Annotated in this window: 23 protein-coding genes and 1 pseudogene; 5 read left to right on the top strand and 19 right to left on the bottom strand. The window is 66.7% G+C overall.

The window, feature by feature from the left end:
- Window positions 1-14: 14 nt before the first annotated feature.
- The 3 genes from RSO01_RS03465 (at window position 15) to RSO01_RS03455 (ending at window position 3715) form a co-directional block, all read left to right on the top strand.
- Window positions 15-1250 (top strand): LLM class flavin-dependent oxidoreductase, encoded by a 1236-nt coding sequence (locus RSO01_RS03465; protein ID WP_147146240.1) that lies wholly within the window; start codon window positions 15-17, stop codon window positions 1248-1250.
- Window positions 1247-2212 carry an alpha/beta hydrolase fold domain-containing protein gene (locus tag RSO01_RS03460; protein WP_147146238.1) on the top strand — a complete coding sequence of 322 codons (966 nt, stop codon included), beginning with the start codon at window positions 1247-1249 and terminating at the stop codon, window positions 2210-2212. Before RSO01_RS03465 ends, RSO01_RS03460 begins: the two co-directional genes overlap by 4 nt.
- Before the next feature lie 75 nt (window positions 2213-2287).
- Window positions 2288-3715 carry an MFS transporter gene (locus tag RSO01_RS03455; RefSeq protein ID WP_147146236.1) on the top strand — a complete coding sequence of 476 codons (1428 nt, stop codon included), beginning with the start codon at window positions 2288-2290 and terminating at the stop codon, window positions 3713-3715.
- Here the strand turns inward: RSO01_RS03455 and RSO01_RS03450 are convergent.
- The 12 genes and pseudogenes from RSO01_RS03450 to RSO01_RS03395 all read right to left on the bottom strand — a co-directional run.
- A pseudogene (locus RSO01_RS03450) lies at window positions 3712-3864 on the bottom strand (CmcJ/NvfI family oxidoreductase); the annotation flags it as partial. The gene RSO01_RS03455 and the pseudogene RSO01_RS03450 overlap by 4 nt on opposite strands.
- 151 nt (window positions 3865-4015) lie before the next feature.
- The gene (locus RSO01_RS03445) at window positions 4016-5263 is read right to left on the bottom strand and encodes a Gfo/Idh/MocA family protein (protein ID WP_147146231.1); all 1248 of its coding nucleotides are present in this window, start codon (window positions 5261-5263) and stop codon (window positions 4016-4018) included.
- Window positions 5260-6318 carry a sugar phosphate isomerase/epimerase family protein gene (locus RSO01_RS03440; protein ID WP_147146229.1) on the bottom strand — a complete coding sequence of 353 codons (1059 nt, stop codon included), beginning with the start codon at window positions 6316-6318 and terminating at the stop codon, window positions 5260-5262. Before RSO01_RS03440 ends, RSO01_RS03445 begins: the two co-directional genes overlap by 4 nt.
- A 74-nt stretch (window positions 6319-6392) precedes the next feature.
- Window positions 6393-7154, bottom strand: coding sequence for a DJ-1/PfpI family protein (locus RSO01_RS03435; RefSeq protein WP_147146228.1), 762 nt, complete (start codon window positions 7152-7154; stop codon window positions 6393-6395).
- Window positions 7151-7657, bottom strand: coding sequence for a hypothetical protein (locus RSO01_RS03430; RefSeq protein WP_174825912.1), 507 nt, complete (start codon window positions 7655-7657; stop codon window positions 7151-7153). The genes RSO01_RS03435 and RSO01_RS03430 overlap by 4 nt, the downstream gene beginning before the upstream one ends.
- Window positions 7654-8742, bottom strand: coding sequence for an ABC transporter ATP-binding protein (locus RSO01_RS03425; protein ID WP_147146226.1), 1089 nt, complete (start codon window positions 8740-8742; stop codon window positions 7654-7656). The genes RSO01_RS03430 and RSO01_RS03425 overlap by 4 nt, the downstream gene beginning before the upstream one ends.
- Window positions 8743-8744: 2 nt before the next feature.
- Window positions 8745-9689, bottom strand: coding sequence for a carbohydrate ABC transporter permease (locus RSO01_RS03420; RefSeq protein ID WP_147146224.1), 945 nt, complete (start codon window positions 9687-9689; stop codon window positions 8745-8747).
- A 2-nt stretch (window positions 9690-9691) separates the two neighbouring features.
- Window positions 9692-10666 carry a carbohydrate ABC transporter permease gene (locus RSO01_RS03415; RefSeq protein WP_246158012.1) on the bottom strand — a complete coding sequence of 325 codons (975 nt, stop codon included), beginning with the start codon at window positions 10664-10666 and terminating at the stop codon, window positions 9692-9694.
- 248 nt (window positions 10667-10914) lie between these two features.
- The gene (locus RSO01_RS03410; RefSeq protein ID WP_246158011.1) at window positions 10915-12345 is read right to left on the bottom strand and encodes an ABC transporter substrate-binding protein; all 1431 of its coding nucleotides are present in this window, start codon (window positions 12343-12345) and stop codon (window positions 10915-10917) included.
- Between the two features lie 62 nt (window positions 12346-12407).
- Window positions 12408-13505 carry an ABC transporter ATP-binding protein gene (locus tag RSO01_RS03405; protein WP_246158009.1) on the bottom strand — a complete coding sequence of 366 codons (1098 nt, stop codon included), beginning with the start codon at window positions 13503-13505 and terminating at the stop codon, window positions 12408-12410.
- 8 nt (window positions 13506-13513) lie between these two features.
- Window positions 13514-14161, bottom strand: a complete 648-nt coding sequence (locus RSO01_RS03400) for a GntR family transcriptional regulator (protein ID WP_147146388.1) — start codon at window positions 14159-14161, stop codon at window positions 13514-13516.
- A gap of 263 nt (window positions 14162-14424) precedes the next feature.
- On the bottom strand, window positions 14425-16467 hold the full coding sequence (locus RSO01_RS03395; protein ID WP_147146218.1) for a DUF4139 domain-containing protein: 2043 nt from the start codon (window positions 16465-16467) through the stop codon (window positions 14425-14427).
- Between the two features lie 170 nt (window positions 16468-16637).
- Here RSO01_RS03395 and RSO01_RS03390 point away from each other — a divergent pair, with 170 nt between their 5' ends.
- Window positions 16638-16883 carry a CCDC90 family protein gene (locus RSO01_RS03390; protein ID WP_147146216.1) on the top strand — a complete coding sequence of 82 codons (246 nt, stop codon included), beginning with the start codon at window positions 16638-16640 and terminating at the stop codon, window positions 16881-16883.
- 26 nt (window positions 16884-16909) lie between these two features.
- Here RSO01_RS03390 and RSO01_RS03385 read toward each other — a convergent pair whose 3' ends face one another.
- The 7 genes from RSO01_RS03385 to RSO01_RS03355 all read right to left on the bottom strand — a co-directional run bounded on the left by RSO01_RS03385 (window position 16910) and on the right by RSO01_RS03355 (window position 23549).
- Window positions 16910-17317: an iron-sulfur cluster assembly scaffold protein gene (locus RSO01_RS03385; protein WP_147146214.1), complete on the bottom strand. Its 408-nt coding sequence runs from the start codon at window positions 17315-17317 to the stop codon at window positions 16910-16912.
- Window positions 17314-18534, bottom strand: a complete 1221-nt coding sequence (locus RSO01_RS03380) for an aminotransferase class V-fold PLP-dependent enzyme (RefSeq protein WP_147146212.1) — start codon at window positions 18532-18534, stop codon at window positions 17314-17316. The genes RSO01_RS03385 and RSO01_RS03380 overlap by 4 nt, the downstream gene beginning before the upstream one ends.
- Window positions 18531-20183 carry an NTP transferase domain-containing protein gene (locus tag RSO01_RS03375; RefSeq protein WP_147146211.1) on the bottom strand — a complete coding sequence of 551 codons (1653 nt, stop codon included), beginning with the start codon at window positions 20181-20183 and terminating at the stop codon, window positions 18531-18533. Before RSO01_RS03375 ends, RSO01_RS03380 begins: the two co-directional genes overlap by 4 nt.
- The gene (locus RSO01_RS03370) at window positions 20180-20908 is read right to left on the bottom strand and encodes an XdhC family protein (protein ID WP_147146209.1); all 729 of its coding nucleotides are present in this window, start codon (window positions 20906-20908) and stop codon (window positions 20180-20182) included. The genes RSO01_RS03375 and RSO01_RS03370 overlap by 4 nt, the downstream gene beginning before the upstream one ends.
- Window position 20909: 1 nt before the next feature.
- Window positions 20910-21230 (bottom strand): XdhC family protein, encoded by a 321-nt coding sequence (locus RSO01_RS03365; protein WP_147146207.1) that lies wholly within the window; start codon window positions 21228-21230, stop codon window positions 20910-20912.
- Between the two features lie 3 nt (window positions 21231-21233).
- On the bottom strand, window positions 21234-22484 hold the full coding sequence (locus RSO01_RS03360) for a vWA domain-containing protein (RefSeq protein ID WP_147146205.1): 1251 nt from the start codon (window positions 22482-22484) through the stop codon (window positions 21234-21236).
- Between the two features lie 141 nt (window positions 22485-22625).
- Complete coding sequence (locus RSO01_RS03355) at window positions 22626-23549, bottom strand: AAA family ATPase (protein WP_147146204.1); 924 nt, start codon at window positions 23547-23549, stop codon at window positions 22626-22628.
- A 76-nt stretch (window positions 23550-23625) separates the two neighbouring features.
- On the opposite strand from RSO01_RS03355, the gene RSO01_RS03350 reads away from it, so the two are divergent.
- Window positions 23626-24369, top strand: a complete 744-nt coding sequence (locus RSO01_RS03350) for an SDR family NAD(P)-dependent oxidoreductase (RefSeq protein ID WP_147146202.1) — start codon at window positions 23626-23628, stop codon at window positions 24367-24369.
- Window positions 24370-24404 lie beyond the last annotated feature (35 nt).

Below are 24404 nucleotides of genomic sequence, written 5' to 3'. Positions count from 1 at the left end.
GGAGACACCGCCTCATGGACGCCTGGTGGATGTGCGAAGTGCCTTATCCGCATGTACCAAAAGACGTGCTCGATGCCGCCGACTCGGTGCGCGCGAGCTTGCCCAACCGCTGGTGCGATCCGCGGGTCGCTGCCGGTCTCTTCGACGAGGTGATCGACGAGTACCTGCTGTGCGATGAGATGGGCCTCAATATCGGGGCGACCGAGCATCACGCCGGCATCAACTCGCTCCTGGGCGCCAATCCGATGCTCGTCAGCATCCTCGCGCGGCAGACGCGCAAGGCGCGCATCCTGAGCCTGGGCACGCTGATCTCGCTGCGCCGCGAGCCGGTGCGTGTCGCCGAGGAGTACGCCACCGCCGACGTCATCTCGCGCGGCCGCCTCGAGCTCGGCTTCGTCAAGTCGGGCGGCACCGAGATGGCATCCGCCAACGCCAATCCGGTCAACAACATCGAGCGCTACTGGGAGGCGATCGACCTGATCGGCAAGGCGCTCACCCACCAGGACGGCGCGTTCTCCTGGGAGGGCAAGCATTTCACCCATCGCCACGTCAACATCTGGCCGCGGCCCTGGCAGGAGCGGTTCAGGATGTGGGCAGCGACCGGCGATCCGCACACAGCGGCCGAGGTCGGCCGTCGCGGCATGGTGCATACCCTGGTGCTGCGCGGCCACGAGGGGACGCGGCGCGCCTACGCAGCCTACCGCACGGCGCGCGCCGAGGCGGGCCTGGCGCCCGTCTCGACCGACAACTTCGCTTACAGCGCCTTCGTCTCTGTCGGCGACACCGACGAGGAGGGCGTGCGCGTCGGGGAGAAGCTCCTGTGGTTCCTCAACACGAGCCTCAAATCGGCGCCGCAATACGCCCAGCTCCTGCCCGGCACCGCACCGCCGCACATCGCGGGCCAGGCCTGGCGCACACGCCCCAAGCCGCAATCGGGCGGGCCCAATCTCGTCAACGCCGAGAAGGGTGTCGCCACGGCGCAGGAGAACGCCCTCAAGCTGATGTCGACGACCGTCGAGCAGGCGATGGCGCAGGGCATCATGTTCGCCGGCAATCCCGACAGCGTCTATGCGCAGATCAAGAAGTTCCACGACGATGTCGGCGGCTTCGGCCACCTCACCATCATCGGCCGCACCGGCTTCATGACGCATGCCGAGTCGGAGAAGAACATCCGCCTCCTCGGCACGGAGGTGTTGCCGCGCCTCAAGGCGATCGCGCCGATGACGCCGACCTTGGAGCAAGCTGCGTGAACGCCGTCGCCGCGGCGATCGATCCGGAGCTCGCCGCGGCAGGAGCGCTCCTGCGCGAGCGAGGCCTCGTGGCGCTCAACCCGGCGACGGCGCCGCTCGGCGAGGCGCGTGCCGCCCTCGCCCGCATCTCGGCCTTCCTCAACGAGGGCTCGGTGCCTCTCTGTGAGGAGCGGGATCTCTCCATCCCGGCGCCCGGGCATGACGTCCCGTGCCGGCTCTACCGGCCGGCCGGCATCGCGCGCCCGCCGCTCCTCGTCTACGCGCATGGCGGCAGCTTTGCGCTGGGCGATCTCGACGGCTGGGATGGCGCGCTGCGCGCCCTGGTGCGGGAGAGCGGCGTCGCCGTCCTCCATGTCGACTACCGCCTTGCGCCGGAGCATCGCTTTCCGGCCGGCTTCGACGACATGGTGGCGGTCATCCGCCATGTCGCGCGCGCGGGCGAAGCGCTCGGCATCGATCCGCAGCAGCTGGCGGCGGGCGGCGATTCGGCCGGGGCCAACCTCGCCCTCGGCGCGGCGCTCGCCTTGCGTGACGCCGGCGCCTCGCCGCTCCGCTTCCTGCTCCTTCACTATGGCGCCTACTCGACCGAGGGCGACAGCCCGTCCTGGCAGCGCTTTGGGTCGGGTGCCTACGTGCTCTCGCGGGCGCAGCTCGACTGGGTGTGGTCGACCTATCTCAGCCATCCCGGGCAAAAAGACGACTGGCGCGTCGCGCCGCTCCTGGCGCCCCTTGCCGCGCTGCCACCCGCCCATCTCGCGATCGGCACGCTCGACCCCTTGCTCGACGACAACGAGCGGCTCGCCGCCGGTCTCACGGCGGCAGGCGTGCCCTGCCGCCTCGTCCGCTACGACGGCCTCGTCCACGGCTACATCCGCTACGGCCGGCTCGTCGCATCGGTCCGCCGCGCGATTGCCGACAGCGCCGCGGCGCTCCGGGCGGGGCTCGCGAACCGAACGGCCTGAGGAAACGCGTCGGCCGCGGCTACCGGCAGCTGCGGCCTCGAAGCGCGATCAAACAAAAGCCGGACGGAGGAAACCATGACCAACCCTGCGAGGTCCGAGGACCTGCTCGCGCTCTACGATCGTGCGCCGCTCGATCGCCGCTACTGGACGATCTTCAGCCTGCTCGCCATCGGCATCGCGCTCGATTTCTTCGACTTCTTCATCGTGAGCTACCTCGTCGCCGTGGTCGGGCCGCAGTGGCATCTCACCTATGGGCAGAGCGCGGCAATGCTGCTCTCCGGCGGAGTCGGTGCGATCGTGGGCGCGCTCGCCTGGGGCTCGCTCTCGGACGCCTGGGGCCGCAAGAAGCTGTTGGTCGCCGGCACCTTCATCTGCGCCGCGGGCTCGGGCGCGATCGCGCTGGTGCCGGATGGAGATTGGCTGCTCTTCACCGCGCTGCGCTTCGTCGTCGGCGTCGGGCTCGCCGCCTGCGCCACGCCGATCACCACGCTCATCGTCGAGCTGACGCCGACGCGGCATCGCACCTTCATCACCGGACTGCTCGTCGTCTTCGCGACGGTCGGCAGCTTCATCGCCGCCCTCATTGCCGCGACGCTCCTCGGGTTCCTCGGCTGGCGCGGCGTCGCCGCCGTCGGCGTCGTGCCGGCGGTGATGGGCGTGCTCTTCATCTTCCTCTTGCCCGAATCCGCCCGCTGGCTCGTCGCGAAAGGGCGCTTCGCCGAGGCGCAGGCGACGGTTGCGCGCACGCTCGGCCTGCCGCTCGCCCAGGTGCCGCTCCCCGCCGCCAAGCCAGCGGGCGAGCAGGGCCACGGCATCGCCGAACTCCTCGCCCGGCCCCGCTTCTTCTGGCTCACGGTCATCACCTGGACGGGCGTGGCGACGGCCGCCTACGGCATCTATCTCTGGGGGCCGACGATCATTGCCCTCCTGCTCAAGATTCCGGCGGCGCAGTCGGCGCATTACTTCGTCTACGTCGCCCTCGCCGGCATCATCGGCAAGGTGCTGCTCTCCTGGCTCGCGCAGAAGATCGGCCGCAAGCGGGTCGGCGAAATTCAGGGCTATGTCAGCGCAGTTGGCCTTATCGTCGCCGGCTTGTGTTTTCCGCTGACGATCGGGGGGGTCCCGGTGTTCATCCTGGCGCTCGTCGCGACCGTCCTCTTCCTCGAGGGCGGCGCCTCGAACCTCGCGCCGTACATCGTCGAGGTCTATGGGGTGCGTTTGGGTGCGCGCTCCGCCGGGCTGTCCCAGGCGGCGAACGGCGTCGGCAAGATTCTGGGGCCGCTCTGCCTCGCGGTCATCGCCGGCGCCGACAATCCGCTGTCGCCGCAGGCGACGGCCGACGCCGTATTGCCCGCCTTCCTGTTCCTCGGCGCCTGTGCGTTCGCCGTCGGGCTCGCCTTCTCCTTCCTCGGAATCGAGACGCACGGCCGGCCGCTCGCCCAGGACCACGAGGAGAAAGGCCGGCGGCCGGAGGCCCTCGAGCCAGCGGCGGGCCGGCCCTAACCGGCCGGCGGGAAGAACACCAGCGTACGCACCTCGATGCTCTCGCGCGGCGGAGCGTCCGGAGGAAGCGGATTCTCGAAGGAGGTGTGGAAGGACAGGCGGGCCCGACCGTCATTGGCGCTGTCATGCACCCGGATCAGCAACGCCTCGCCCACGGCCGTGGTGGCCGGCCCAGCAACGTGCCGCTCGTTCAACCACGAAGTAGACAAGCAGAATCAGCCCTTGCTCCACAGCCCGTTGCGTCCACGCGGCAACCCGAGTGGGACCAGGTTACGACGGAACAGTCGGCGCGCCGGCGAGTTACGTCCGAGCGGCGGCGGCGTCCACCCGGCCTTGGTACGCCACACTTCCTGTCGCGTCAGCGGGCCAGGGAAGAGGTGTCCAAGCGCCGTCATCTCGGCTGGAGCTGACCGCGGCAGCAATGAAGCGCATAGCGCGCAGGCCGTCCTCAGCCGTCGGCAGAAGAGCCGCCGACGCATCGGGTGGGCGCCCCGATTCGCGGGCGCGGATCAGCGCTGCTGTGTCGGCGTAAAGCTGCGCGAAGCCTTCGAGATAGCCTTCGGGATGGCCGGCGGGAATGCGGGTCGCGTGCGCCGCCGCGGATCCGGCCGCCGGGCCACCGCGCGTCACGAGCTGTGGCGACTTGCCATACGGCGTGAAGCGCAGCTGGTCCGGGCGCTCCTGATGCCAGATCAAGCCGCCTTTCTCGCCGTAGAGGCGCAACTGCAACCCGTTCTCGTGACCTGGCGCGATCTGACTCGACCAGAGGGCGCCGCGCGCGCCGCCCGCGAAGCGCAGCATCATCTGCACGTTGTCATCGAGCCGACGGCCATCGACGAAGGTGGTGAGCTCCGCCGCCACGCCCTCGACCCGTAGGCCGGAGACGAACTCCGCGAGATTGAAGGCGTGCGTGCCGATATCGCCAAGACAACCGCCGGCGCCGCTGCGCTCGGGATCGGTACGCCATTCCGCCTGTTTCTGACCACTGCGCTCGAGAGGCGTGGTCAGCCATTCCTGCGGATATTCGGCCTGGACGACGCGAATACGACCGAGTTCACCGGCCGAGATCATCTCACGCGCATGCCGGACCATTGGATAGCCGGTGTAATTGTGCGTGAGCACGAAGACCTTGCCGCTCTTGGCCACGGCGCGGACGAGGTCCTCGGCTTCCTCGACCGTGCGGCTGATCGGCTTGTCGCAAATCACGTGGATTCCGGCGTCGAGAAAGGCGCGTGCGATCGGGTGGTGGAGATGGTTGGGTGTGACGATCGCCACCACGTCGATGCCATCGGGCCGTTCAGCCTCGGCACCCGCCATGGTACGAAAATCGGCGTAGGCACGCTCGGGCGCGATGCCGATATCGGCGGCGCTGGCCCCCGCCCGTTCGGGATCGGCGGAAAGGGCACCCGCGACGACTTCATATTGGTCGTCGAGACGGGCCGCGATGCGATGCACCGCGCCGATGAAGGCGCCGCGGCCGCCGCCGACCATGCCGAGCTTGAGACGTGGGCTCCGCGCGCCGGCCTCGTTGACTGCTTCGATGGTCATTGCGCCAGCCCCAGCATCCGCCGGTTCGCGGCGTCGTCGGTCCCTGCGCCGGCGAAGTCGTCGAACGCTTTCCCGGTGACCTCGATGATGTGCCGGCGGATGAACTCAGCGCCCTCGCGCGCGCCCTGTTCCGGACTTTTCACGCAGCACTCCCATTCGAGCACCGCCCAGCCGTCGAAATCATACTGCGAGAATTTGGAGAAGATCGCCTTGAAGTCCACTTGGCCGTCGCCGAGCGAGCGGAAGCGGCCGGCGCGTTGCGCCCAAGGCTGGTAGCCGCCATAGACGCCCTGTTTGGCCGTCGGATTGAACTCCGCGTCCTTCACATGGAACATGCGGATGCGTGGGTGATAGGCGTCGATGAAGCCGAGATAATCGAGCTGCTGCAGCACGAAGTGGCTCGGATCATAGAGGATGTGGCAGCGCCGGTGCCCCTCGACACGCTCGAGGAACATCTCGAAGGTGATGCCGTCGTGGAGGTCTTCGCCGGGGTGGATCTCGTAACAGAGATCGACGCCGGCCTCATCGAAGGCGTTGAGGACCGGTCTCCAGCGTTTCGCCAGCTCGTCGAACGCGGTTTCGATCAGTCCGGGCGGGCGCTGCGGCCACGGATAGATATAGGGCCAGGCCAGCGCGCCGGAGAACGTCACATGGGCGCTGAGCCCGAGATTGCGCGAGGCGCGCGCCGCCTTCATCAGCTGATCGACCGCCCAGGCCTGGCGCGCGGCGGGCTTGCCCCGCATTTGCGGCGGCGCAAAGCCATCGAACGCGATGTCGTAGGCGGGATGAACGGCGACGAGCTGACCTTGCAGATGCGTCGACAGCTCGGTGACCACGGTGCCGACGCTCGCCAGCGTGCCCCTCACCTCGTCACAATAGGCTTTGCTCTCGGCCGCGCGGTCCAAATCGAACAGGCGCGCGTCCCAGGACGGAATCTGCACGCCCTTGTAGCCGAGATCGGCTGCCCACTGTGCAATGGCGCGCAGCGAATCGAACGGCGCTGCGTCGCCGGCGAATTGCGCGAGAAAAATGGCCGGGCCTTTGAGGGTCTTCATGGCGACCTCCGCGTTCCTCCGGTGGCCGGCGACCGCGCCGGCTCAAATGCTTCAGGCGAGATCAGCTGCGACGCTCACTCCGCCGCCGCCTGTTCCGTTTTGGCCAGCAACTGCCGCACCATGGCCTGGACCAGTCGCGGCAGGTCATAGGGGAAGCGCGCCGTGATCAGGTTGCCGTCGACCACGCAGGGTTCGTCGAGAACGGCGGCACCCGCATTCTCGAGGTCGATCTGGATGTTCCACACGGCGGTGGCGCGCTTGCCCTTGAGGATCCTGGCGCTGACCATCACCCATTGACCATGGCAGATGGCGGTCGTCGGCTTGCCGGACTCGTACATGGCGCGCACGAAGGCGAGAGCGTGCTTGTCCATGCGCAGCGCATCGGGATTCCAACAGCCGCCAGGCAGGAGGACGGCGTCGTAGTCCGCTGCCTTCGCCTCGTCGGTGTAGCGGTCGATCTTGAGCCAGCCTGCATTTTCCATCAGGCGGATGGCGAGGACGTGGGTGGCGCACTGCGGCGGAAAGCGCAACCCCAGCGTCGGATCGAATTCGCCGATGCGCGGCGAGACGATGTGGACCTTGGCGCCGCGCTCCGTCAGCCAGCGATGAGCGCCCAGGATCTCCACCTCCTCCACGCCGTTCGTGCAGCAGATGGCGATCCGCTTGCCCGTGAGCAGGTTCGGGTCGGAGGGCGGGTCGAACAGGAAGCTTTTGAGCTCCCGGTTCAGATCGCCGTCGGCCGTAACCAACAGCTCGGTGGAGATGGAGGGTACCGGAGACGCCGACATCAGCTGCTGCATCCGATGGACGGCGGCGGCTTGGACAGGATGGCTCATGTTTCACTCCCTATGGATGTTGATCGATGATGCTCGCCGGATTCTTCCCTGGTTCCGGTTCTCCGGCGGCGCTGCAGTACAAGCGCGCCGGCCAGGACACCGGCGATGATCGCCACAACCCAGGTGAAGCCGTGCATGTACCACGGCTCGGCGCTCAGTTGGGCCCTGCCGGCGACGGTGCTGGGATCCGGCGGTTTCAGGAAGAACACGCCGTACAGATACGCGGCGAGGATTGAGACCAGCAGGACGAGACAGAAGATCATCGCGACGATCATCGCGGCTTTCACGACGGACCGCTTCGGGACGCCGGGCCGCGCCAGCGGCAGCAGGTTGTTTGCCAGTGCCGCCACGACGACGATCACGCCCCCCGCCGTGAACAGGGCGATGTCGAGGGGCTGGAAGATCAGCATGAGCGCCGCGACGCCGAGCCCGATGATCGCGTATTCCAGTCTGCGCGCGGCAGCGGATGACAGCCCGCCGTTGTCCTGGTCATGTCGGCTCATGCGCGGACCGCCTTGCCGTCCGCGGCAAAGATGTGGGTCTGCATGGGATCCGGAATCAGGTGGAGCGGTTCGCCGATCTTCACCTTTTTGTCGCGCGGGATAACCACCCGGATGTCGCCGCCGGTCCTGGTTCGCGCATGGATGAGCGTCTCGGCGCCCATCGGCTCGATGAGCTCTGTCACAGCGTCGATCGTGTCGGCAGCATCTTCGGCGACGACGGTGAAGGCGCGCGGGCGCACGCCGACCGTGACTCGTCCCGGCGCCAGAGCCGCGACCGCAGGCGCCGCGGGGAGATTGACGTCCTGCCGGTCGAAGGTGACGGTCGCCTTGCCGTCGCCGTAGCCCTTGAACTCAGCCTCGATCAGGTTCATCTGCGGCGTGCCGATGAAGCTCGCAACGAATACATTGGCCGGCCTGGCGAAGACCTCGTGGGGGCTTCCCACCTGTTCGATCCGGCCGTCACGCATGATCGCGATGCGATCCGCCATGGACAGAGCCTCGAGCTGGTCGTGCGTGACAATGACCGTGGCTCTCGAGAGGTTGGACAGCACGGCCTTGATCTGGCTGCGCATGGTATGGCGCAGCTCCACGTCCAGCCGCGACAGAGGTTCGTCGAACAGGAAGCAGTTGGGATCGCGCACGATAGCGCGCGCGACGGCGACGCGTTGCTTCTCGCCTTCGGAGATCTGCCCCGGCATCCGGTCCAGAATGTCGCGTAAATGCAGGATGTCAGCCACCTTGCCGACCTGGGCGGCGATCTCCGCTTTGCCGATGCTTTGGTGGTGCAAGGGCATCGCGATGTTCTCACCGACCGTCAGCGCCGGATAGAGCGCATAGAACTGGAAGACCATGGCGATGTTGCGCTCCTGCGGCGGCAGCCCGTTCATGCGCCGCCCCGCGATCACGATGTCGCCCGCCGTTGCCCGCTCAAGGCCGGCGATTATGCGCAGGGTCGTCGTCTTGCCGCAGCCCGACGGCCCGAGCAGGCAGACGACTTCGCCCGCTGCCACCGACAGGTCGGCATCCTGGACGGCGACGAATGCGCCGAATGTCTTGGTGATCCCACGGAGTTCGATGGTCGACATGACTATTTCCGGACCGTGCCGAAGGTAACACCGCGCAGCAGGTGCTCCTGCAGGAAGAAAGTAACCAGGAAGACCGGGATCAGGAACAGCGTCTCGATCGCAGCCAGCAGTGTCCAGTCGGTGCCGCGGCCGCCGGAGGAGACGGCCTGGTTCATCGCCACGGGCACGGTGCGCGTGTCGGGGCCGGTCACCAGCAGGGCGAACAGAAACTCGTTCCAGGTCAGGATCAGACCGAACACGAAGGTCGCGGCGAGACCGGCGACGACCTGCGGCAGGCAGATCTTGAGAAATACCCTGGTCCCGGACGAGCCGTCGATACGCGCGGCGTCTTCGACGTCGGTTGAGAGTTCGTCAAAGAAGCTCTTCATCATCCAGATGGTGAAGGCCAGATTGAAGGCGGTGTAGAGCAGGATGATTCCGAGATAGGACCCGGACAGGCCCACGGCGCGGAACATCAGAATCACCGGAATGATCACGACGATCGCCGGCAGCATGCGCGTGGTCAAAATGATGAACAGGTAGGTATCGTTGCCCTTGAGCGGATAACGTGAGAAGCCGTAGGCAGCCAGCGTGCCCAGGATGAGGGCGAGCAGCACCGAGGCGGACGCGATCACGATCGAGTTGAAGAAGAAGCGGTCGAAACCGGTCGGCTCCGGCTGGCCGCCGCCCGTCATTACGCGCGAGAACACCGAGCTGAAATTCTCCAGCGTCGGCGTGAAGACGAACTGATCGGGGATGAGACCGAACAGGGAAGTCGGCGACAGCGTTGGCGGCACTGACAGCGCCAGCGCCTGCGGCTTGATAGCGGTGAAGATGATGAACAGCACCGGCAGGAAGTAGACGAAGCTGACCCCCGCCACGACCAGGGTGCGTCCCCAGCCGGCCTCCGCCACACCGAAGCTTCGGCGAAAGCCGATGCGCTGCCAAATAGAGGTGTCGGCCGCCATGCTCAGCTCTCCCGGGTCCTGCGATTGGCAAGGTAGAGATAGAGGTTGGTGAGGACGATCACCATGAACAGCATGATGTAGGAGATCGCCGCACCCTCGCTGGTCTTGTTCTGCTCGTTGGCGATGCGGATCAGATGATAGGAGATTGTCATCGTGTCGTTGCCGCCTTTCGTGAGCAGGATCACGAGGTCGGCGAGCTTGAACGCCTCGATGGTGCGGAACAGGAGCGCCAGCATCAGCAGCCCGCGGATATACGGGAAGGTGATGGTCCAGAAGCGCCGCCACGCGGAGACACGGTCGATGGCGGCCGCCTCGTATAGATACTTCGGTACGGACACGAGCCCCGCCAGGACCAGCAGCATGACGAACGGCGACCACATCCAGGCGTCGGCGAAGACGATGCCCGCAACCGCGCCTGCCTTGCTGTCCATCAAGATGAACTGGCCGCCCGCGATGCTGTTGATCGCATAGCTGAGGATGCCGAAGGTCGGGTCATAGTAGTAGGTGAAGAACACGCCCGAGGCGACGACCGACAGCATCATTGGCGTCAGCACGAGGATCAGGAGATACTTCCGCAGCGGAAACTGCTTGGCAAAAAGCATCGCCAGCATGAAGCCGACGATCATCTGGGCTGACACCGTGAGTACGACGAACATCCCCGTGTTGATGAGGGCGTGCCAGTTATCCGCCGCGGCGATATCGTTGGTGAGCACCTTGATGTAGTTGTTGAGGCCGACGAACCATATCGACTGCCGGTTCGATTGGTAGGCAAAGAACGAAAGCCCCAAAGACCACAGCAGTGGAAAGATGTTCATCGCGAACAGCACGGCGATGGCGGGCGCCACGAGCAGCCCCCCGTAGTAGCGCCGGCGATAGGCGTTGACCACGAACGCCACGGCGACCAGCGCGACCAGGGCGCCGACAATCCAGAAGGCGACATCCGCGGGCAGCGCCGCCACGGCGAGCGCGGAGACCACGACACCCACCAAGCTGGCCAGCCGCCAGTTGTCGGCAGAGATCTCGAGAAGCGTCGGCGACGTCCGGAGGCTCGGAACTGAGACGGGCGGTAAAACTAACATGGCAACTCTTGATGGCAGTCCAGCTCGGCGGATCGGGCGCGCCTGGGCGCCGCGCGGGCATCCCTGGCGCACCGGCTGCTCGGTCGGGGCGGGGGCCGCGAGGGAACCCCGCGCACCCGACCGAGGCTCGGGCCGCTTGCCTTACATCATTTGATCAATCCCGCTTCGCTCAGCAGGTTCTGCTGGAACTTCGCGATGTTATCCAAGGTCGTCTTGGCGTTCTGCTTGCCCGTGATCGCGCGATCGAACTGATCCTGCTGTTGGGTCAGCAGTTCGAAGAACTGCGGCACGTGCCACACATCCTTCTGCCAATCCAGCGACGGAGCCCACGTCCTGTTCCACGGGCGATAGGCCACATACTTGGGATCCGAATACACGGATTTGATTCCCGATTGGCCACCCGCCGCCGCGAACTGATGCTGGATGCCAGACGAGAGCCACCATTTCACGAATTCCACGGCCTCCTTGATCTGGGCGTCGGTCGTCCAGGTCGTCAGGACGAATGGCTGCCCGCCGATATTGGACCAACGCACTATCTTGCCGTCAGGCCCCGTGGTTCCCGGCATCATGCCGAACACCAGCTTGTCCGAGACCCTTGAGATCTTCGGGTCGAGCGAGGCTTCCCCCAGGCCGATCCAGTTGACGTTCATGGCCACCTTGCCTTCGCGGAACAGTTCGTCCGTCTTGAAGATGTCCATGGTCCCGGTCTTGGCCACTGGCGGCATGTACTCGAGCAGGCTGAGATACTTCTCGAGAGCCTTTACGGCTGCCGGTGAGTTCACCACGCCTTGCGCCTGGCCTTTGGGTACCTTGGTCTCATCCCAGATGTCGCCGCCCATCTGCCAGATGAGGCCGTTCACCTGCATGGACGAGAAGTCGTACCCCTTACCGGCTTGGACCGCGATGCCATAGAAATCGTCCTCGGCCGGTTTGCCTGCCAGCATCTCACCCTTCCTGCGCCGGAAGAACTCGCCGACATTCCGGAAATCGTCCCAGGTCATTGCGTCGATCTCTTCGCCCGTGCAGGGCAGCTTCTTCTTGTATTTCGCAAGGAAGTTCTTCTGTTCGGTCTCGTCGCAGATGACGTCCTTGCGGGCGTAGGTCACCAGCACGTCGGGAAATTGCGGGAAACCGTAATAGTTCTGGGACTTGTAAGGATAGGTCGAATAGGCATTCAGAAGACTCGGATGGATATCCATGAACGTCTTCTTGAACTCGGGATCGGCCTCGAGGAGATCGTTGACCTTCCGGAAATACCCGCCCTCGACGAAGGCCCCCAGCCATTGCGAGTCGGACACGATGAAGTTGTACTTCCGCTCGCCGGAGGTGAGCGAAGCGTTCACACGGGTGTAGAAGTCGGGCCATGGGATGAAGTCGACCTCGAGCTTCACCGCATTGCCGGACTTCGGCTTGTACTGCTCGTCGAAGAACTTCTTCATGATGCGTGTCGGTGGCCAATCGGGCACGGCCATCCTCAGCGTCACCTCGTCGGCCAGGGAAGGCCCTGCCCCGCCTATCATCAGGGAAGCGGCCAAGCCCGCCGCCACCATCGCGACCTTGATCTTTGTCGTCATCATCTTCAGGTCTCCTCCCATGGGTTATCAGCATCTCGGCTTTTTTCGTCTTCCGACCTCCTGTGTCAGGTGATCGCCTGTCCGTTCGAGGCCCGGAAGACGTGGAGTTTGCTTGGATCGAGCACGATCGAGGCCTGCTGGCCGCGCTCCAGGCCGGAGGCCGCCGCTTCTGGCAGCACCAGCCGAAGCGTCTCTCCGCAGGCCTCCATCGAGATCACTGTGATGTCGCCCAACGGTTCCAGCATGGCGATGCTCGCCGTGACGCCGCTTTCTGCGCCCGTCGCGAGGCGGATGTCGCTCGGCCGGATGCCCACCACGGCCGCCTCCCCCGGTTCCGCAGTGTTCAGTCTGCGGGCAAAGGGCAGAGGACCGATCGCGGACTCGATGACAGTGCCGTCGCCGGCTAGCATGCCCTTGATCATATTCATGGGCGGCGAGCCGATCTTGCCGGCCACGTACAGATCGCGCGGCGTTTCATAGAGTTCGTCCGGCGTCCCGGTCTGCACAACGCCGCCGTGGCGCAGCACGGCAATTTCCTCGCCCATCGACAGCGCCTCGAGCTCGTCTGGCGTCGCATAGACGATCGTGAGTCCAAATTGGCGATGCAGCCGCTTGAGCTCGGCGCGCATCTCGTGCCGGAGCTTGGCGTCGAGGTTGGTCAGGGGCTCGTCCAACAGCAGAATCCGGGGACGCCGGATCAGGGAACGGCCGAGCGCGACTCGCTGCTGCTCGCCGCCCGAGAGCGTGCCAGGTTTGCGGTCGAGCTTCGTGTCGAGCCGGAGCATCGCCGCCGTCTCCCGGACGCGGCTATCGATCTCTTCCCGACCTACCCGGGCTTCGCACAGCGGATAAGCCAGGTTCTTGTACACGGAGAGATGTGGATAGAGCGCGAAGGACTGGAACACCATCGACACGTCGCGCCCCGCGATCGTCCCGTTCGTCCAATCCCGACCGAAGATCTCGACGCGGCCCCGGTCCGGCGCGACCAGGCCGGCGATCAAACGCAGCGTCGTCGTCTTGCCGACCGAACTGGGCCCGAACAGCACAAAGAAGCGGCCTTCCGCGACGCTGAACGACAGATTGTGAAGGGCTCCGACGCGGCCGTAGGTCTTGCTGACATTCTTCAGGCTCAGCGCGATCGACCGCGTGTCGGGCGAAGCCATGGCCTGCATCAGTTGAACGCCGGCAGCAGGCGGTCGCGCGACCGCTCGATATGCGCGCGCATTGCCCGCGCGGCCTCGTCCGGGTCGCGCCGGGCGAAGGCGTCAAGGATGGCTGCATGCTCGCCAAGCGCCTCCTCGGTGACCCGCGAATGGAACATCAGGCGGAAGATGTGGAAATGCGTATGCTGGTGCGCCAGCGTCTCGCGGATCATCTCGTTGCCCGCGACCGTGAGAACCTTGTCGTGAAACGCCGCGTCCTCGCGTGCGAACTGCGCGTACCGGGCCCGTTCGTCCGCCCCCCCTGCGCGCGACATCATCCCCGCCGCTTCGGTCAGCTCCTGCAGCACCGTGTCCGTCATTGTCGCCGCGGCCTTGGCCGCCGCATCGGGCTCGAGCAGCAGGCGGAGCTCGTAGAGCTCGGTGAAGCGCCGGTGCGAAATCTGCGGCGCCGCGCTGTAGCCGACAAGATGCGTCTTGATAACCAGGCCTTCGCTTTCCAGCCGGCTGAGTGCCTCGCGGACTGGCGTTTGCGACACGTTGAACTCGCGCGCCAGGCCATCGACCGTGATGCGGGCACCGGGAGGGACCCTCAGTGCCATCAACCGGGCGAAGATCGCTTGGTAGACCTCTTCGCCGAGGCCGGTTGCTCGTTGAATCACTGGTGCGCTTTCGGCCGCATCGGCCGTCGGACGTGACGCAACGAGTGATTTCCGACTGCGCACTGCTTTGTGCCTCTGGAAAGGTAGCAAAGCTAAGCACGATCCTCCGCCGCCTTCAATCCGATATCCTATACGATTTGATATAGGATGTTTCTGGCCGACAAAGGCCAGCGTGACGCGCTGCCCGCGGTCAGCCGCCGCCTCTGCGAGCGGCGTTGGTCCGCTGCCGAGCGCCCCGCCACGTCATCTGAAGCGGGCCCTCATCCGAGCTGCGCCACGTACGTGCGCAGCGCCTCGCGTGCCGCCTCGACGCCCTTCTCCGCGTCGGCGCGGCGCTTGGCGATCGCCTCGAGGTCGGTCTCCTGCTTGTCGAGCGTGGCGAGGTAGCGGCGCTGCAGGTCGCTGTTGGCCGGCACGCGCGCGAGGTTGTCGCGCAGGCGCGCCTGCTCCTGCACGATCTGCTGGCGCTCGGCGTCGGCTTGCGTGACCTTGCGCTGGGCGTCGCTGACCGCGGCCTGCAGCTGCAAGATCCTGGTCAGCGCCTCGCGCGTCTTGGCATCGAACTCGCGCGCCTGAGCGTAGACCCGGATCTGATCGGCCGAGCCGTCGACCAGGCGCAGCTCCTGCTGCTGGGTCTGCTCCTGGATGACCTCGAAGGTCTGGGTCTGGTCGCCGCCCGGCAGCTGGAAGGTGATGCGGTAGTTGCCCTCGCTCAGCTCGACGCCCTTCGGCTCCGGCTTGACCAGGGTCCAGCCCGGCAGGCGGCGCTGGACAATCACGAGCTGGCGCGGCTCCTTGGCCGGCCCCTTCACGCGATAGGTCACGGTCTGGCGTACGACGCGCGACAGCTTGAGCGCGCCCTGGGCGATCGTGCCCGTGGCGATGCGGTCGGTCTGCGCTGCGTCGCGCTCGATCACGATCTTCTCGTCGAGCGCATAGGCGAGCAGCCGCGTTTCGCCCACCGGGAAGCCCGACAGGCGCGCATCGCCGACATAGGCGACGTAGCCTGCCTTGTCGCGCTCATAGAGCGTGATCAGGCCGGCCGGCAGGCCGCTGTCGCCATCGTTGGTGATGCGGATCGCCGCCAGCGGATTCCTGGGCGCCGTCTCGGCCTGATAGAGCGCCAGCCGCTGCACCGGCATCTGGCGATCGATGATCGGAATCGAGAGTGTGCGGCCGTTGGTTACGCTGACCGGCCGCGGAAATCGGAACACGACCTGGGTCGCGGCATCGGTCGCCTCGAACTGGTCGGCGGCTGCTGCACCGGCCGGCGGTGGCGCCATTGTCGCGGCCACACCACGTTCCTGCTGCGGACGGTAAGGCGCCGGCTGCGGGACGCTGGACGGTGCGGGCGGCGGCGGTGGCGGTGCGGCCTTCATGCGCTCCTGCGCCTCGACGCCGCCGCGATCGACGCCGGGCATCAGGCGGCCCGCGACCTCGATCGGCACTTCGGGGCGCTTCACATAGTAGGCCTCATAGAGCGCCTGACGGAAAGCGACCGGCCGGCCGGAGACCAGCGTCAGGTCGACGTCCTTCCAGTCCTGGCCGCTGAGATTCTCGACCGTCGCCCAGCCCTGCAGCGCCGAGCGCGCAGCGGCTGGATCGGCGGCCAGGGTCAGGCGATAGGACGCCTTCCACACCGGCACCTCGACGATGTAGGCGACGCGCACCGTGCGCTGGCCCTGCCCGCGCGTCGACAGCTCGATGGTGCGCGCATCCTTGGCGCGGTTGGTCTGGATGGCGAGCAGCGCGTTGCCGACCTTTTCGCGCAGCGCGGCGTCGGCGAACTGCAGGTTCTCGGCGTCCTCCAGGATGAACTGCTGCAGGCCGCGGTCGGTCAGCAGGGTGACGCGCGTGCGCTTGGTCGTGGCCTTGCCGTCAATGAGCGCCACCGTCTCCTCCTGCACCGAGACGATGCGGCCGGTGATGGCGCGCGCGCCGCCGACGGTGACCTGCGCGCCCTTCAGCGTCGCCAAAAGATCGGCCGGTGAGGCGAGCGAGTCCTGGTCGAACGGCAGGTCCTTGAAGGCCTGCGCCAGGGGTTCGCGTCCGGGCAGGCTCAAACCGCCCACCCCGCCCTTGTCGTCATAGACCACCAAGCTCTTCAGCACGTCGTCGACCTGCTCGAGCGATACGGTGAGGCGCAGCGTGGCGTCGTCAGTGACCGTGGCTTCGTATTCGAAATAGCCCAGCCCGCCGGACGACAGCATCACGCGCTTCAGCGCGAGGTCTTGAGCGAACACTGACAGCGGAAACGCGAACAGGCCCAGCAGGGCGACGATGGAAATCATCAGGTGGTGCATGAGCTCTCCCGGCGATGCGCGGCGCACGGTGAGCTTGGAGTGTGACACAACCGCGGCAGCCACACGACGAAAGTACGGGAGGCTTCCTGTAACGACCCCGGGTCGACACTCGTCTCCCGGTTGCAGCGCGTCACTTCATGTTGCGCTCGCAACGACGAGGAGGCACATTAATGGCTTACGCGTTCGACACCTTGGGCTATGCTAAACGACTACGGAATGCCGGGGTTAGCCAAGAGCAAGCCGAAGCGCATGCCGAGACAGCGCGGGAGTTCGTGATGGGCGAGCTGGTCACAAGATCTGATCTCCAGGCAGCCATGGATAACCTCGCATTGCGGTTGACGCTCAGGCTGGGTGTCATGCTGGCTACGGGACTCGCCACAAGCATCGGCCTCCTCGCGGCGATCATCAAGTTCTAGAGACCGCCGGCACCTTGCGTGCTCTGTCAGGACAGTGCGTCTTTCAAGGCTTCGAACGGCAGGAGCACGCATTCGTGCCGGGATTTGTGCGCCTTGACCGGCGCGAAGGCCGAGAACGGCTCACCGGCCTCGCCCTCCTCGCGGCCGATGGCGCGCTCGGCGTCGAGGCGGACCTTCTCGATGCCGGCGGCGTTGCGGCCAACGGCGACCGAGGCCAGCGCCGAGGCCGATGCCTGGCACAGCAGGCAGCCGCGCACCTGATGGCCGATCTCGGAGATCTTGCCGCCGTCGTCGAGCTTCACGTCGATGATGACGCGATCGCCGCACAACGGATTATCGCGCCGCGCCGACTTGGTGGGCGAAGCGAGCTTGCCCGCACCGGTCTTGGCCTTGGCCAGGGAGACGATGCGGTCCTGATAGAGCTGGTCGTTCATCGGAGAGTACGCGCCGCGTGCTGGACGCCGGTCAGCAGGGCGTCGATGTCGGTGTTGTCGTTGTAGGGCGCGATCGACACGCGCGTCGTGCCGTCGAGGTCGAAGCGGTCCATCAACGGCTGGCAGCAGTGATGGCCGGCGCGCACCGCGACGCCGAACGAGTCCAGTGTCTGCGCCACGTCGTGTGGATGCACGCCGTCGAGCAGGAACGACACCACGGGATAGCGGTTCTGCGTGCTGGCCGGGCCGAACAGCGTCGCGCCGTCGATCTTCTGCAGGCCGTCCATCAGCCGCTCAACCAGGCCCATCTCGTGCGCATGCGCTGAGTTCCAGTCGAGGGTGCGCATCCATTTGCAGGCGGCACCGAGCCCGATGGCCGGCCCGATCGGCGGCGTGCCGGCCTCGAAGCGCCGCGGCGGCGGCGCCCACGTCGTTTCGGCGAAGGTGACTCGGCCGATCATCGAGCCGCCGCCAAGGAACGGCGGCATGGCCTCCAGTAGCTCGGACTTGGCCCACAGCACGCCGATGCCGTTGGGGCCGTAGGCCTTGTGTCCGGCGAAGGCGTAGAAATCGATGCCCATGGCCGCGAGGTCGAGCGGCCCGTGCGGCGCGCGCTGGGCGCCGTCGAGCATCACCTTGGCGCCGACCGTCTTGGCCAGCGTCACCACGGCATGCACGTCAAGCAGCGTGCCGGTGACGTTGGAGACGTGGGCCAGCGAAATCAGCTTAGTGCGCGGCGTCAGCAGGCGCGGCAGCGCATTGAGGTCGATGCGGCCGTTGACGGTGACCGGCACGACGTCGAGCTCGATGCCGCTCCGCTGGCGCAGCAGCTGCCAGGGCACGATGTTGGAATGATGCTCCAGCTCCGAGACGATGATGCGATCGCCCGGCTTCAGCAGCGAGCCGTAGGAATAGGCGACAAGGTTGATCGCCGCCGTGCAGCCGCCGGTGAACACGATCTCCATCGGAGCGACACTGAGGAAGTCCGCCACCTCGATGCGGGCGTTCTCGTAAGCCTCGGTGGCGCGCTCGGCGAGACGATGCACGCCGCGCAGCACATTGGCGCGACCGGTGGTCTCGTAGGTCCGCACGGCGTCGAGCACGGCGTCAGGCGTCTGGGCCGAGGCGCCGTTGTCGAGATAGTGCACCGGCTGGCCGTCGATGATCTGCGACAGGATGGGAAACTGCCGACGGACGGCTGCAACGTCGAAACTCATGGTTTGCTCCGCGCCCGCCAAGCGGCCAGCGCCTCGGGTGTGTCTATGTCGGTGACCGCGGCCTCGCCCGTCATCTCGACCTCGCAGACGAGATCGGCATGCTCGCCTATGAGATGCTTGGCGCCCGAATCGCCGGAGAGCTTGAACATCTCCGGGAAGAAGCGGCGCGCCCACAGCACGGGATTGCCGCGCTTGCCGGCCACCGTCGGTACGCAGATCGAGCGACCCTCGACGGGACTGAAGGCCGCCATCAGGCGGTCGAGCAGCGGCGCGCCCACGCCCGGCATGTCGCCGAGCTGGACGATGGCCGCGTCGATGTCCTTGCCCAGCGCGCCAATGCCTGCGCCCACCGAGGTGCTGAGGCCTTCGGCGAAGGCCGGATTGACGACGAAGCGCAGCCGCGACTTGGCCGGGATCGCCTTCTCGATGACCGTCCGCACCTCGTCGGCCATGTTGCCCAGCACGACGACGACCTCGACCGCCTGCGAGGCGAGCGCCGCCTTCACGGCGTGCACGACCAGGGGCTGTCCCTCGGCATCGGCCAGCATCTTGTTGGGACCGCCCATGCGCGTCGACCGTCCCGCCGCGAGCACCAGCGCGGCGACGCGCGGTGCTGCCTGCGGACCCGCCTCCTCGCCGTCGCTGTCGTCGCGCGGCTGCGGGCGGCTGGCGATCTCGGCTAAAAGGCCGCCGGCGCCCATGCGCACGATCTCGGCGCGGCCGACCGGCAGGCCCGCGGCGAGCCGCTCCAGCACCATGTCGAAGCCGTTGTACTTGGGCGACTTGGCGCAGCCCGGCAGGCCCAGCACCGGCTTGCCGTCGAGCTCGGCGGTCAGCAGCAGGTTGCCGGGATCGACCGGCATGCCGAAATGGATGACCTCGCCGCCCGCCTCTTCGATACCGGCCGGCACGACGTCGTGGCGATCGACGATCGCCGAGGCGCCGGCGATCAGGAAGATGTCGCAGCCCTCGCCTTTCAGCTCGGCGAGGGCGCCAGCGATGGCCTTGGCGTCATGGGCGACACGGCGCTCGCCGACAAGCGCGCTGCCAAGCGACGTCAGCCGCATGGTCGTGGTGCCGACCGCCTTGTCCAAAACCTTGTCGCGGGTGCCGGGCAGCCGGGTCTGCACCAGGCCGGCGCGCATCGCCTTGAACGGCGCCACGGCGATCAGCGGCTGGTTGGCCGACTGCGCGACTTCGACAGCGCGCGCCACGGCCGTGCGAGGCGCGGCGTAAGGGATGATCTTGACGGTGGCCACCATCTGGCGCGGTTCGACGCGCGCGAAGGGCGGCAGGGTCGCCACGGTGACCGATTCGTCGAGCTCGTTCAGGGCGTCGATGCGCTCGTGGTCGACGACGGCGAGGCCGGCCTCGCGGGCGAAATGGTTGCAGCGGCCGGTGAAAGGCGCGGTGATCTCGATGCCCTCGCCCGCCAGCGCCTTGGCGACGGTGGCCGAGGCCTCGTCCTCGTGCATGTCGTCGGGATCGAGTCGGGCGGCGACGACGCTCGACGCGCCGGCCGACTTCAGCTTGGCGACGTCCTCGCCCGAGAGCACGCGACCCTTGGAGAAGTTCACGCCGTTAGCGCGCCAACTGTGCGCCAGGATGGCGCCGGTCGCCTCGTCGATGGGCGTCTCGCCGAATCTCACGCGGCCGCCACCTTGGGCGCGCTGAGCGCCTCCAGCCGACGGGCCCGCACCTCGACGATCTGGCCCAGGATCGACACGGCGATCTCGGCCGGCGACTTGGCGCCGATGTTGAGGCCGACCGGCCCGTGGATGCGCGAGAACTGCTCGTCGGTGATGCCGGCTTCGCTCAGCCGGTCCTTGCGTTTGGCGTGGGTGCGCTTGCTGCCGAGTGCGCCGACATAGAAGACGTCCGACTTCAGCGCCGCTTCGAGCGCCGGATCGTCGAGCTTGGGATCGTGCGTCAGCGTGACGACGGCTGTCGACGCATCGAGGCCCATCGCCTGGAACGCCTCATCGGCCCAGTCCTGTATGACCTTCACGCCGGGAAAGCGGTTGGCCGTGGCCCAGGCGCCGCGCGGATCGACGACGGTGACGTCGAAATCCAACATGGTCGCCATCGGCGCCAGCGACTGGGCGATGTGCACGGCGCCCACGATGATCAGCCGCGCCGGCGGCACGTAGACATTGAGGAAGATCTTGGCGCCGCCAATATCGACGGTCTCGCTGCGGCCGATATCCATCGCCCGGCGCGCCGCCGAGACAATGGCGGCGTCGCCCGACAGTGCCCCTTCGGCCTTGTCGAGGTAGACCAACGCTTCAGCCGCATCGCTCAGCCGCGTCGCCAGGGTGACGGCGCGGCGTTCGGTGCGGGCGTCCTGCAGGGCCTTGATGGTTTCGGCCTTCATCTCAGTTCACCTTCTCGACGAAGACCTGGACCTTGCCGCCGCAGGCGAGGCCGACGTCCCAGGCCTGCTCGTCGGTGACGCCGAAATCCAGCATCCGCGGCTTGCCGTCCTTGATCGCGGCCAGCGCCTCCTGCACGACCGCACCCTCGATGCAGCCGCCGGAAACCGAACCGACCATGGCGCCGGTGTCGTCGACGCCGAGCTGGCTGCCGATGGGACGCGGCGAAGAACCCCAGGTGGTGATCACGGTCGCAATGGCCACGCCCTTGCCGGAGGCCTTCCACTTGCCGACCTGATCCAGGACATCGAGTGCGTCACTCATCGCCTACTCCTTGCGCAATTCGGTTTGCCAGGTCGAAAGCCGCTTGTCGGCGCCAGCTGGCGCCATGCCCAAGGCGGCTATGAGCCCGGCCAGGCTGTCGAGATTATGCACCGGCCGGAACTCGTCGACATGGGGCAACATCGCCTTGTTGCCCTGAGATTTGGGCTCGTAGGCGCCGTACCGCAAGAGCGGGTTGAGCCAGATCAGGCGTGAGCAGGACTTATGCAAGCGTTCCATTTCCTCAGCCAAGCCCGCGGCGCCCTCGCGGTCGAGGCCGTCGGTGATCAGCAGCACCACGGCGCCCTGCCCCAGCACGCGGCGCGACCACTTGTTGTTGAACTCGTGCAGGGTCTGGCCGATGCGCGTGCCGCCCGACCAGTCCTCGACCTGGGCAGACGCCTTCTGCAGGGCGATGTCGACGTCCCTGTTGCGCAACGCCCGGCTCACGTTGCTGAGTCGCGTGCCGAAGGTGAAGCAGTAGACGCGGTCGCGGTCGTTGGTGATGGCGTGCATGAAATGCAGGAACATGCGCGTGTAGCGGGCCATCGACCCGGAGATGTCGCACAGGATCACCAGCGGCGGCGGCCGCTTGCGCGGTTCGCGCTTGCGCAGCTCGGTCAAGCCCTCGGGTCGGAGCGCGCGGCGCAACGAGGCGCGAAAGTCGACGCGGGGCCCGCGACGGGCCGGCTGGTAGCGCCGCGTGCGGCGCAGCGGCACCGGCAGGCGCAGGCGCGAGATGGCGCGCAGCGCCTCGTCGATCTCCGCCTGGGACATCTGCTCGAAGTCCCGGTGCTGCAGGACCTCGCGGTCGGAGACGGTGAAGGTGGCCTCCACCTCGACCTCGGGCGGCTCGCTTTCCTCCTTCGGCGCCTCGCCGCGGCCGGGCTGCAGCGCTTCCTGCAGGCGGCGGCTGAGCTGCTTCTTGTCGTCGGGATCGGCCGGGACGCTGACCGACGGCAGCAACATCTCCATCATCTTCTCGAGCAGGCGCGGATTGCGCCAATAGACGTGGAACGCCTGATCGAAGATCTCGCGCTGGTCGCGGCGGTTCACGAACACCGAGTGCAGCGTCCAGTAGAAGTCGTCGCGCTTGCGCAGGCCGGCAGCTTCGACGGCCTCGATGGCACGCAGGACCTGCCCCGGGCCGACTCGCAGTCCCGCCGTGCGCAGCGTGCGGGCGAAATGCACGATGTTGTTCGCCAGCATGCCGCTGCGGTGCTCGGGCGTGGCAGAGGATTCGGGCAGCGCGTCCATTACCGCCTCGCGCCCTCAGAACTTACGACATACGCCTCGTGACACCGTTCATGTTCCTCTCCCCCTAGCGGGGAGAGGAGCATGAAGGGGTGGCGGTGGTGGGTGCGATAGTCCGAATGAAGGCGCACGCCGTGCACTCCCCTACCCCAACGGCTGGGCGGCGATGTCGGACTTCACCTTGCGCAGGATCTCGGCGGCTTCCGAGCCCTGCAGCCGTTGGATGTCGTCCTGGTACTTCAAGAGCACGCCCAGCGTGTCGTTGATGGTCCTGGGATCGAGGTCGAGGGCGTTCAGCTCGGACAGCGCGGTCGCCCAGTCGATCGATTCGGCGACGCCCGGCGCCTTGAACAGGTCGAGCTTGCGCAGCTCCTGGACGAAACCCACGACTTGGCGCGACAGCCGTTCGCTGGCGCCCGGCGCCTTGACCTTGAGAATCTCCAGCTCGCGCTTGAGGTCGGGATAGTCGACCCAGTGATAGAAGCAGCGCCGCTTCAGCGCGTCGTGGATCTCGCGCGTGCGGTTCGAGGTGATGATCACGATCGGCGTCTCCGCCGCCTTGATCGTGCCGAGCTCGGGCACGGTCACCTGGAAGTCCGACAATACCTCCAGCAGGTAAGCCTCGAATGGCTCGTCGGTGCGGTCGAGCTCGTCGATCAGCAAAATCGGCGCGCCTTCGGCATGCGGGCTCAGCGCCTCGAGCAGCGGACGGCGGATCAGGAAACGCTCGTCGAAGATGTCGGCGGCGAGCTGGCCGCGATCATGCACGCCCTGCGCCTCGGCCAGCCGGATCTCGATCATCTGGCGCGAGTAGTTCCATTCGTAGACCGCGGAATTGACGTCGAGGCCCTCGTAGCACTGCAGGCGGATCAACGGCCGCTTCAGCGTCGCCGCCAGAACCTTGGCGATCTCGGTCTTGCCCACGCCCGCCTCGCCTTCGCAGAACAGGGGGCGGCCGAGCTTCAGCGCCAGATAGAGGACGGTGGCGAGGCTGCGGTCGGCGATGTAGTCGCCCCCCTTCAGGAGCTCGAGGGCGGCGTCGATGGACGATGGTACAGGCGTGGACATGTGTCAGTGTAGCGGATGGAGGTGAGCCTCGATATGGTAGGAATCGCGAGATAATTCAAGGATTTGGGAGGCAGCCATGCAGGCGGGGTTGTTCAGGGATCGCACCGCCATCGTGACCGGCGGCGCCCGCGGCATCGGGCTTGCCTGCGCGGCCAAGATCGCCGCCGGCGGCGGCCGGGTGGCCGTGTGGGACCGCGACGTCGACCGCGCCAAGCAGTCCGCCGCCTCCCTGGGCAACGCCATCGCCATCGAGGTCGATGTGACCAGCGAGGGCTCGGTCGCCAAGGCGCTGGCCGCCACCGAGGACCAGTTCAGCCCGCCCGACATCCTGGTCGCCAGCGCCGGCATCACCGGCCCCAACACCACGGTCGCAAGCTATCCGGTCGATGCCTGGAGGCAGGTGATCGACATCAACCTGACCGGCGTCTTCCTGTGCAATCGCGCCGTCGCCGGCGGCATGGCGATGCGCGGGCGCGGCCGCATCGTCAACATCGCGTCGGTGGCCGGCAAGGAAGGCAATCCCAACGCCTCGGCCTATTCCGCCTCCAAGGCGGGTGTCATCGGACTGACCAAATCGCTCGGCAAGGAACTGGCGACAACCGGCGTGCTGGTGAACTGCGTGGCGCCGGCCGTGGTCAAGACCGAGCTGTTCAGCCAGATGACCGAGCAGCACATCCAGTACATGCTGAGCAAGATCCCGATGAACCGCTTCGGCGAGGTCGAGGAAGTGGCCGAGATGGTCGCCTGGCTTGCATCGGACCTTTGCACTTTTGCCACCGGTGCGACTTTCGATTTGTCGGGCGGACGGGCAACGTATTGATGTCATCCTCTTCCGGACCGCGCGCATCCTGCGCA

It is taken from the genome of Reyranella soli (assembly GCF_007992495.1).
Classification (GTDB): Bacteria; Pseudomonadota; Alphaproteobacteria; order Reyranellales; family Reyranellaceae; genus Reyranella; species Reyranella soli.
Note: the sequence above shows the minus strand (reverse complement) of the source record. Positions and strands in the feature narration are given on the sequence as shown.

What these genes read in the sequence shown, in the direction of transcription:
- RSO01_RS03465 (WP_147146240.1), top strand. Translation starts at nt 15, where the DNA reads ATGGACGCCTGGTGGATGTGCGAAGTGCCTTATCCGCATGTACCAAAA.
- RSO01_RS03455 (WP_147146236.1), top strand. Translation starts at nt 2,288, where the DNA reads ATGACCAACCCTGCGAGGTCCGAGGACCTGCTCGCGCTCTACGATCGT.
- RSO01_RS03445 (WP_147146231.1), bottom strand. Translation starts at nt 5,263, where the DNA reads ATGACCATCGAAGCAGTCAACGAGGCCGGCGCGCGGAGCCCACGTCTC.
- RSO01_RS03440 (WP_147146229.1), bottom strand. Translation starts at nt 6,318, where the DNA reads ATGAAGACCCTCAAAGGCCCGGCCATTTTTCTCGCGCAATTCGCCGGC.
- RSO01_RS03435 (WP_147146228.1), bottom strand. Translation starts at nt 7,154, where the DNA reads ATGAGCCATCCTGTCCAAGCCGCCGCCGTCCATCGGATGCAGCAGCTG.
- RSO01_RS03430 (WP_174825912.1), bottom strand. Translation starts at nt 7,657, where the DNA reads ATGAGCCGACATGACCAGGACAACGGCGGGCTGTCATCCGCTGCCGCG.
- RSO01_RS03425 (WP_147146226.1), bottom strand. Translation starts at nt 8,742, where the DNA reads ATGTCGACCATCGAACTCCGTGGGATCACCAAGACATTCGGCGCATTC.
- RSO01_RS03420 (WP_147146224.1), bottom strand. Translation starts at nt 9,689, where the DNA reads ATGGCGGCCGACACCTCTATTTGGCAGCGCATCGGCTTTCGCCGAAGC.
- RSO01_RS03410 (WP_246158011.1), bottom strand. Translation starts at nt 12,345, where the DNA reads ATGATGACGACAAAGATCAAGGTCGCGATGGTGGCGGCGGGCTTGGCC.
- RSO01_RS03405 (WP_246158009.1), bottom strand. Translation starts at nt 13,505, where the DNA reads ATGGCTTCGCCCGACACGCGGTCGATCGCGCTGAGCCTGAAGAATGTC.
- RSO01_RS03395 (WP_147146218.1), bottom strand. Translation starts at nt 16,467, where the DNA reads ATGCACCACCTGATGATTTCCATCGTCGCCCTGCTGGGCCTGTTCGCG.
- RSO01_RS03390 (WP_147146216.1), top strand. Translation starts at nt 16,638, where the DNA reads ATGGCTTACGCGTTCGACACCTTGGGCTATGCTAAACGACTACGGAAT.
- RSO01_RS03385 (WP_147146214.1), bottom strand. Translation starts at nt 17,317, where the DNA reads ATGAACGACCAGCTCTATCAGGACCGCATCGTCTCCCTGGCCAAGGCC.
- RSO01_RS03380 (WP_147146212.1), bottom strand. Translation starts at nt 18,534, where the DNA reads ATGAGTTTCGACGTTGCAGCCGTCCGTCGGCAGTTTCCCATCCTGTCG.
- RSO01_RS03370 (WP_147146209.1), bottom strand. Translation starts at nt 20,908, where the DNA reads ATGAAGGCCGAAACCATCAAGGCCCTGCAGGACGCCCGCACCGAACGC.
- RSO01_RS03365 (WP_147146207.1), bottom strand. Translation starts at nt 21,230, where the DNA reads ATGAGTGACGCACTCGATGTCCTGGATCAGGTCGGCAAGTGGAAGGCC.
- RSO01_RS03360 (WP_147146205.1), bottom strand. Translation starts at nt 22,484, where the DNA reads ATGGACGCGCTGCCCGAATCCTCTGCCACGCCCGAGCACCGCAGCGGC.
- RSO01_RS03355 (WP_147146204.1), bottom strand. Translation starts at nt 23,549, where the DNA reads ATGTCCACGCCTGTACCATCGTCCATCGACGCCGCCCTCGAGCTCCTG.
- RSO01_RS03350 (WP_147146202.1), top strand. Translation starts at nt 23,626, where the DNA reads ATGCAGGCGGGGTTGTTCAGGGATCGCACCGCCATCGTGACCGGCGGC.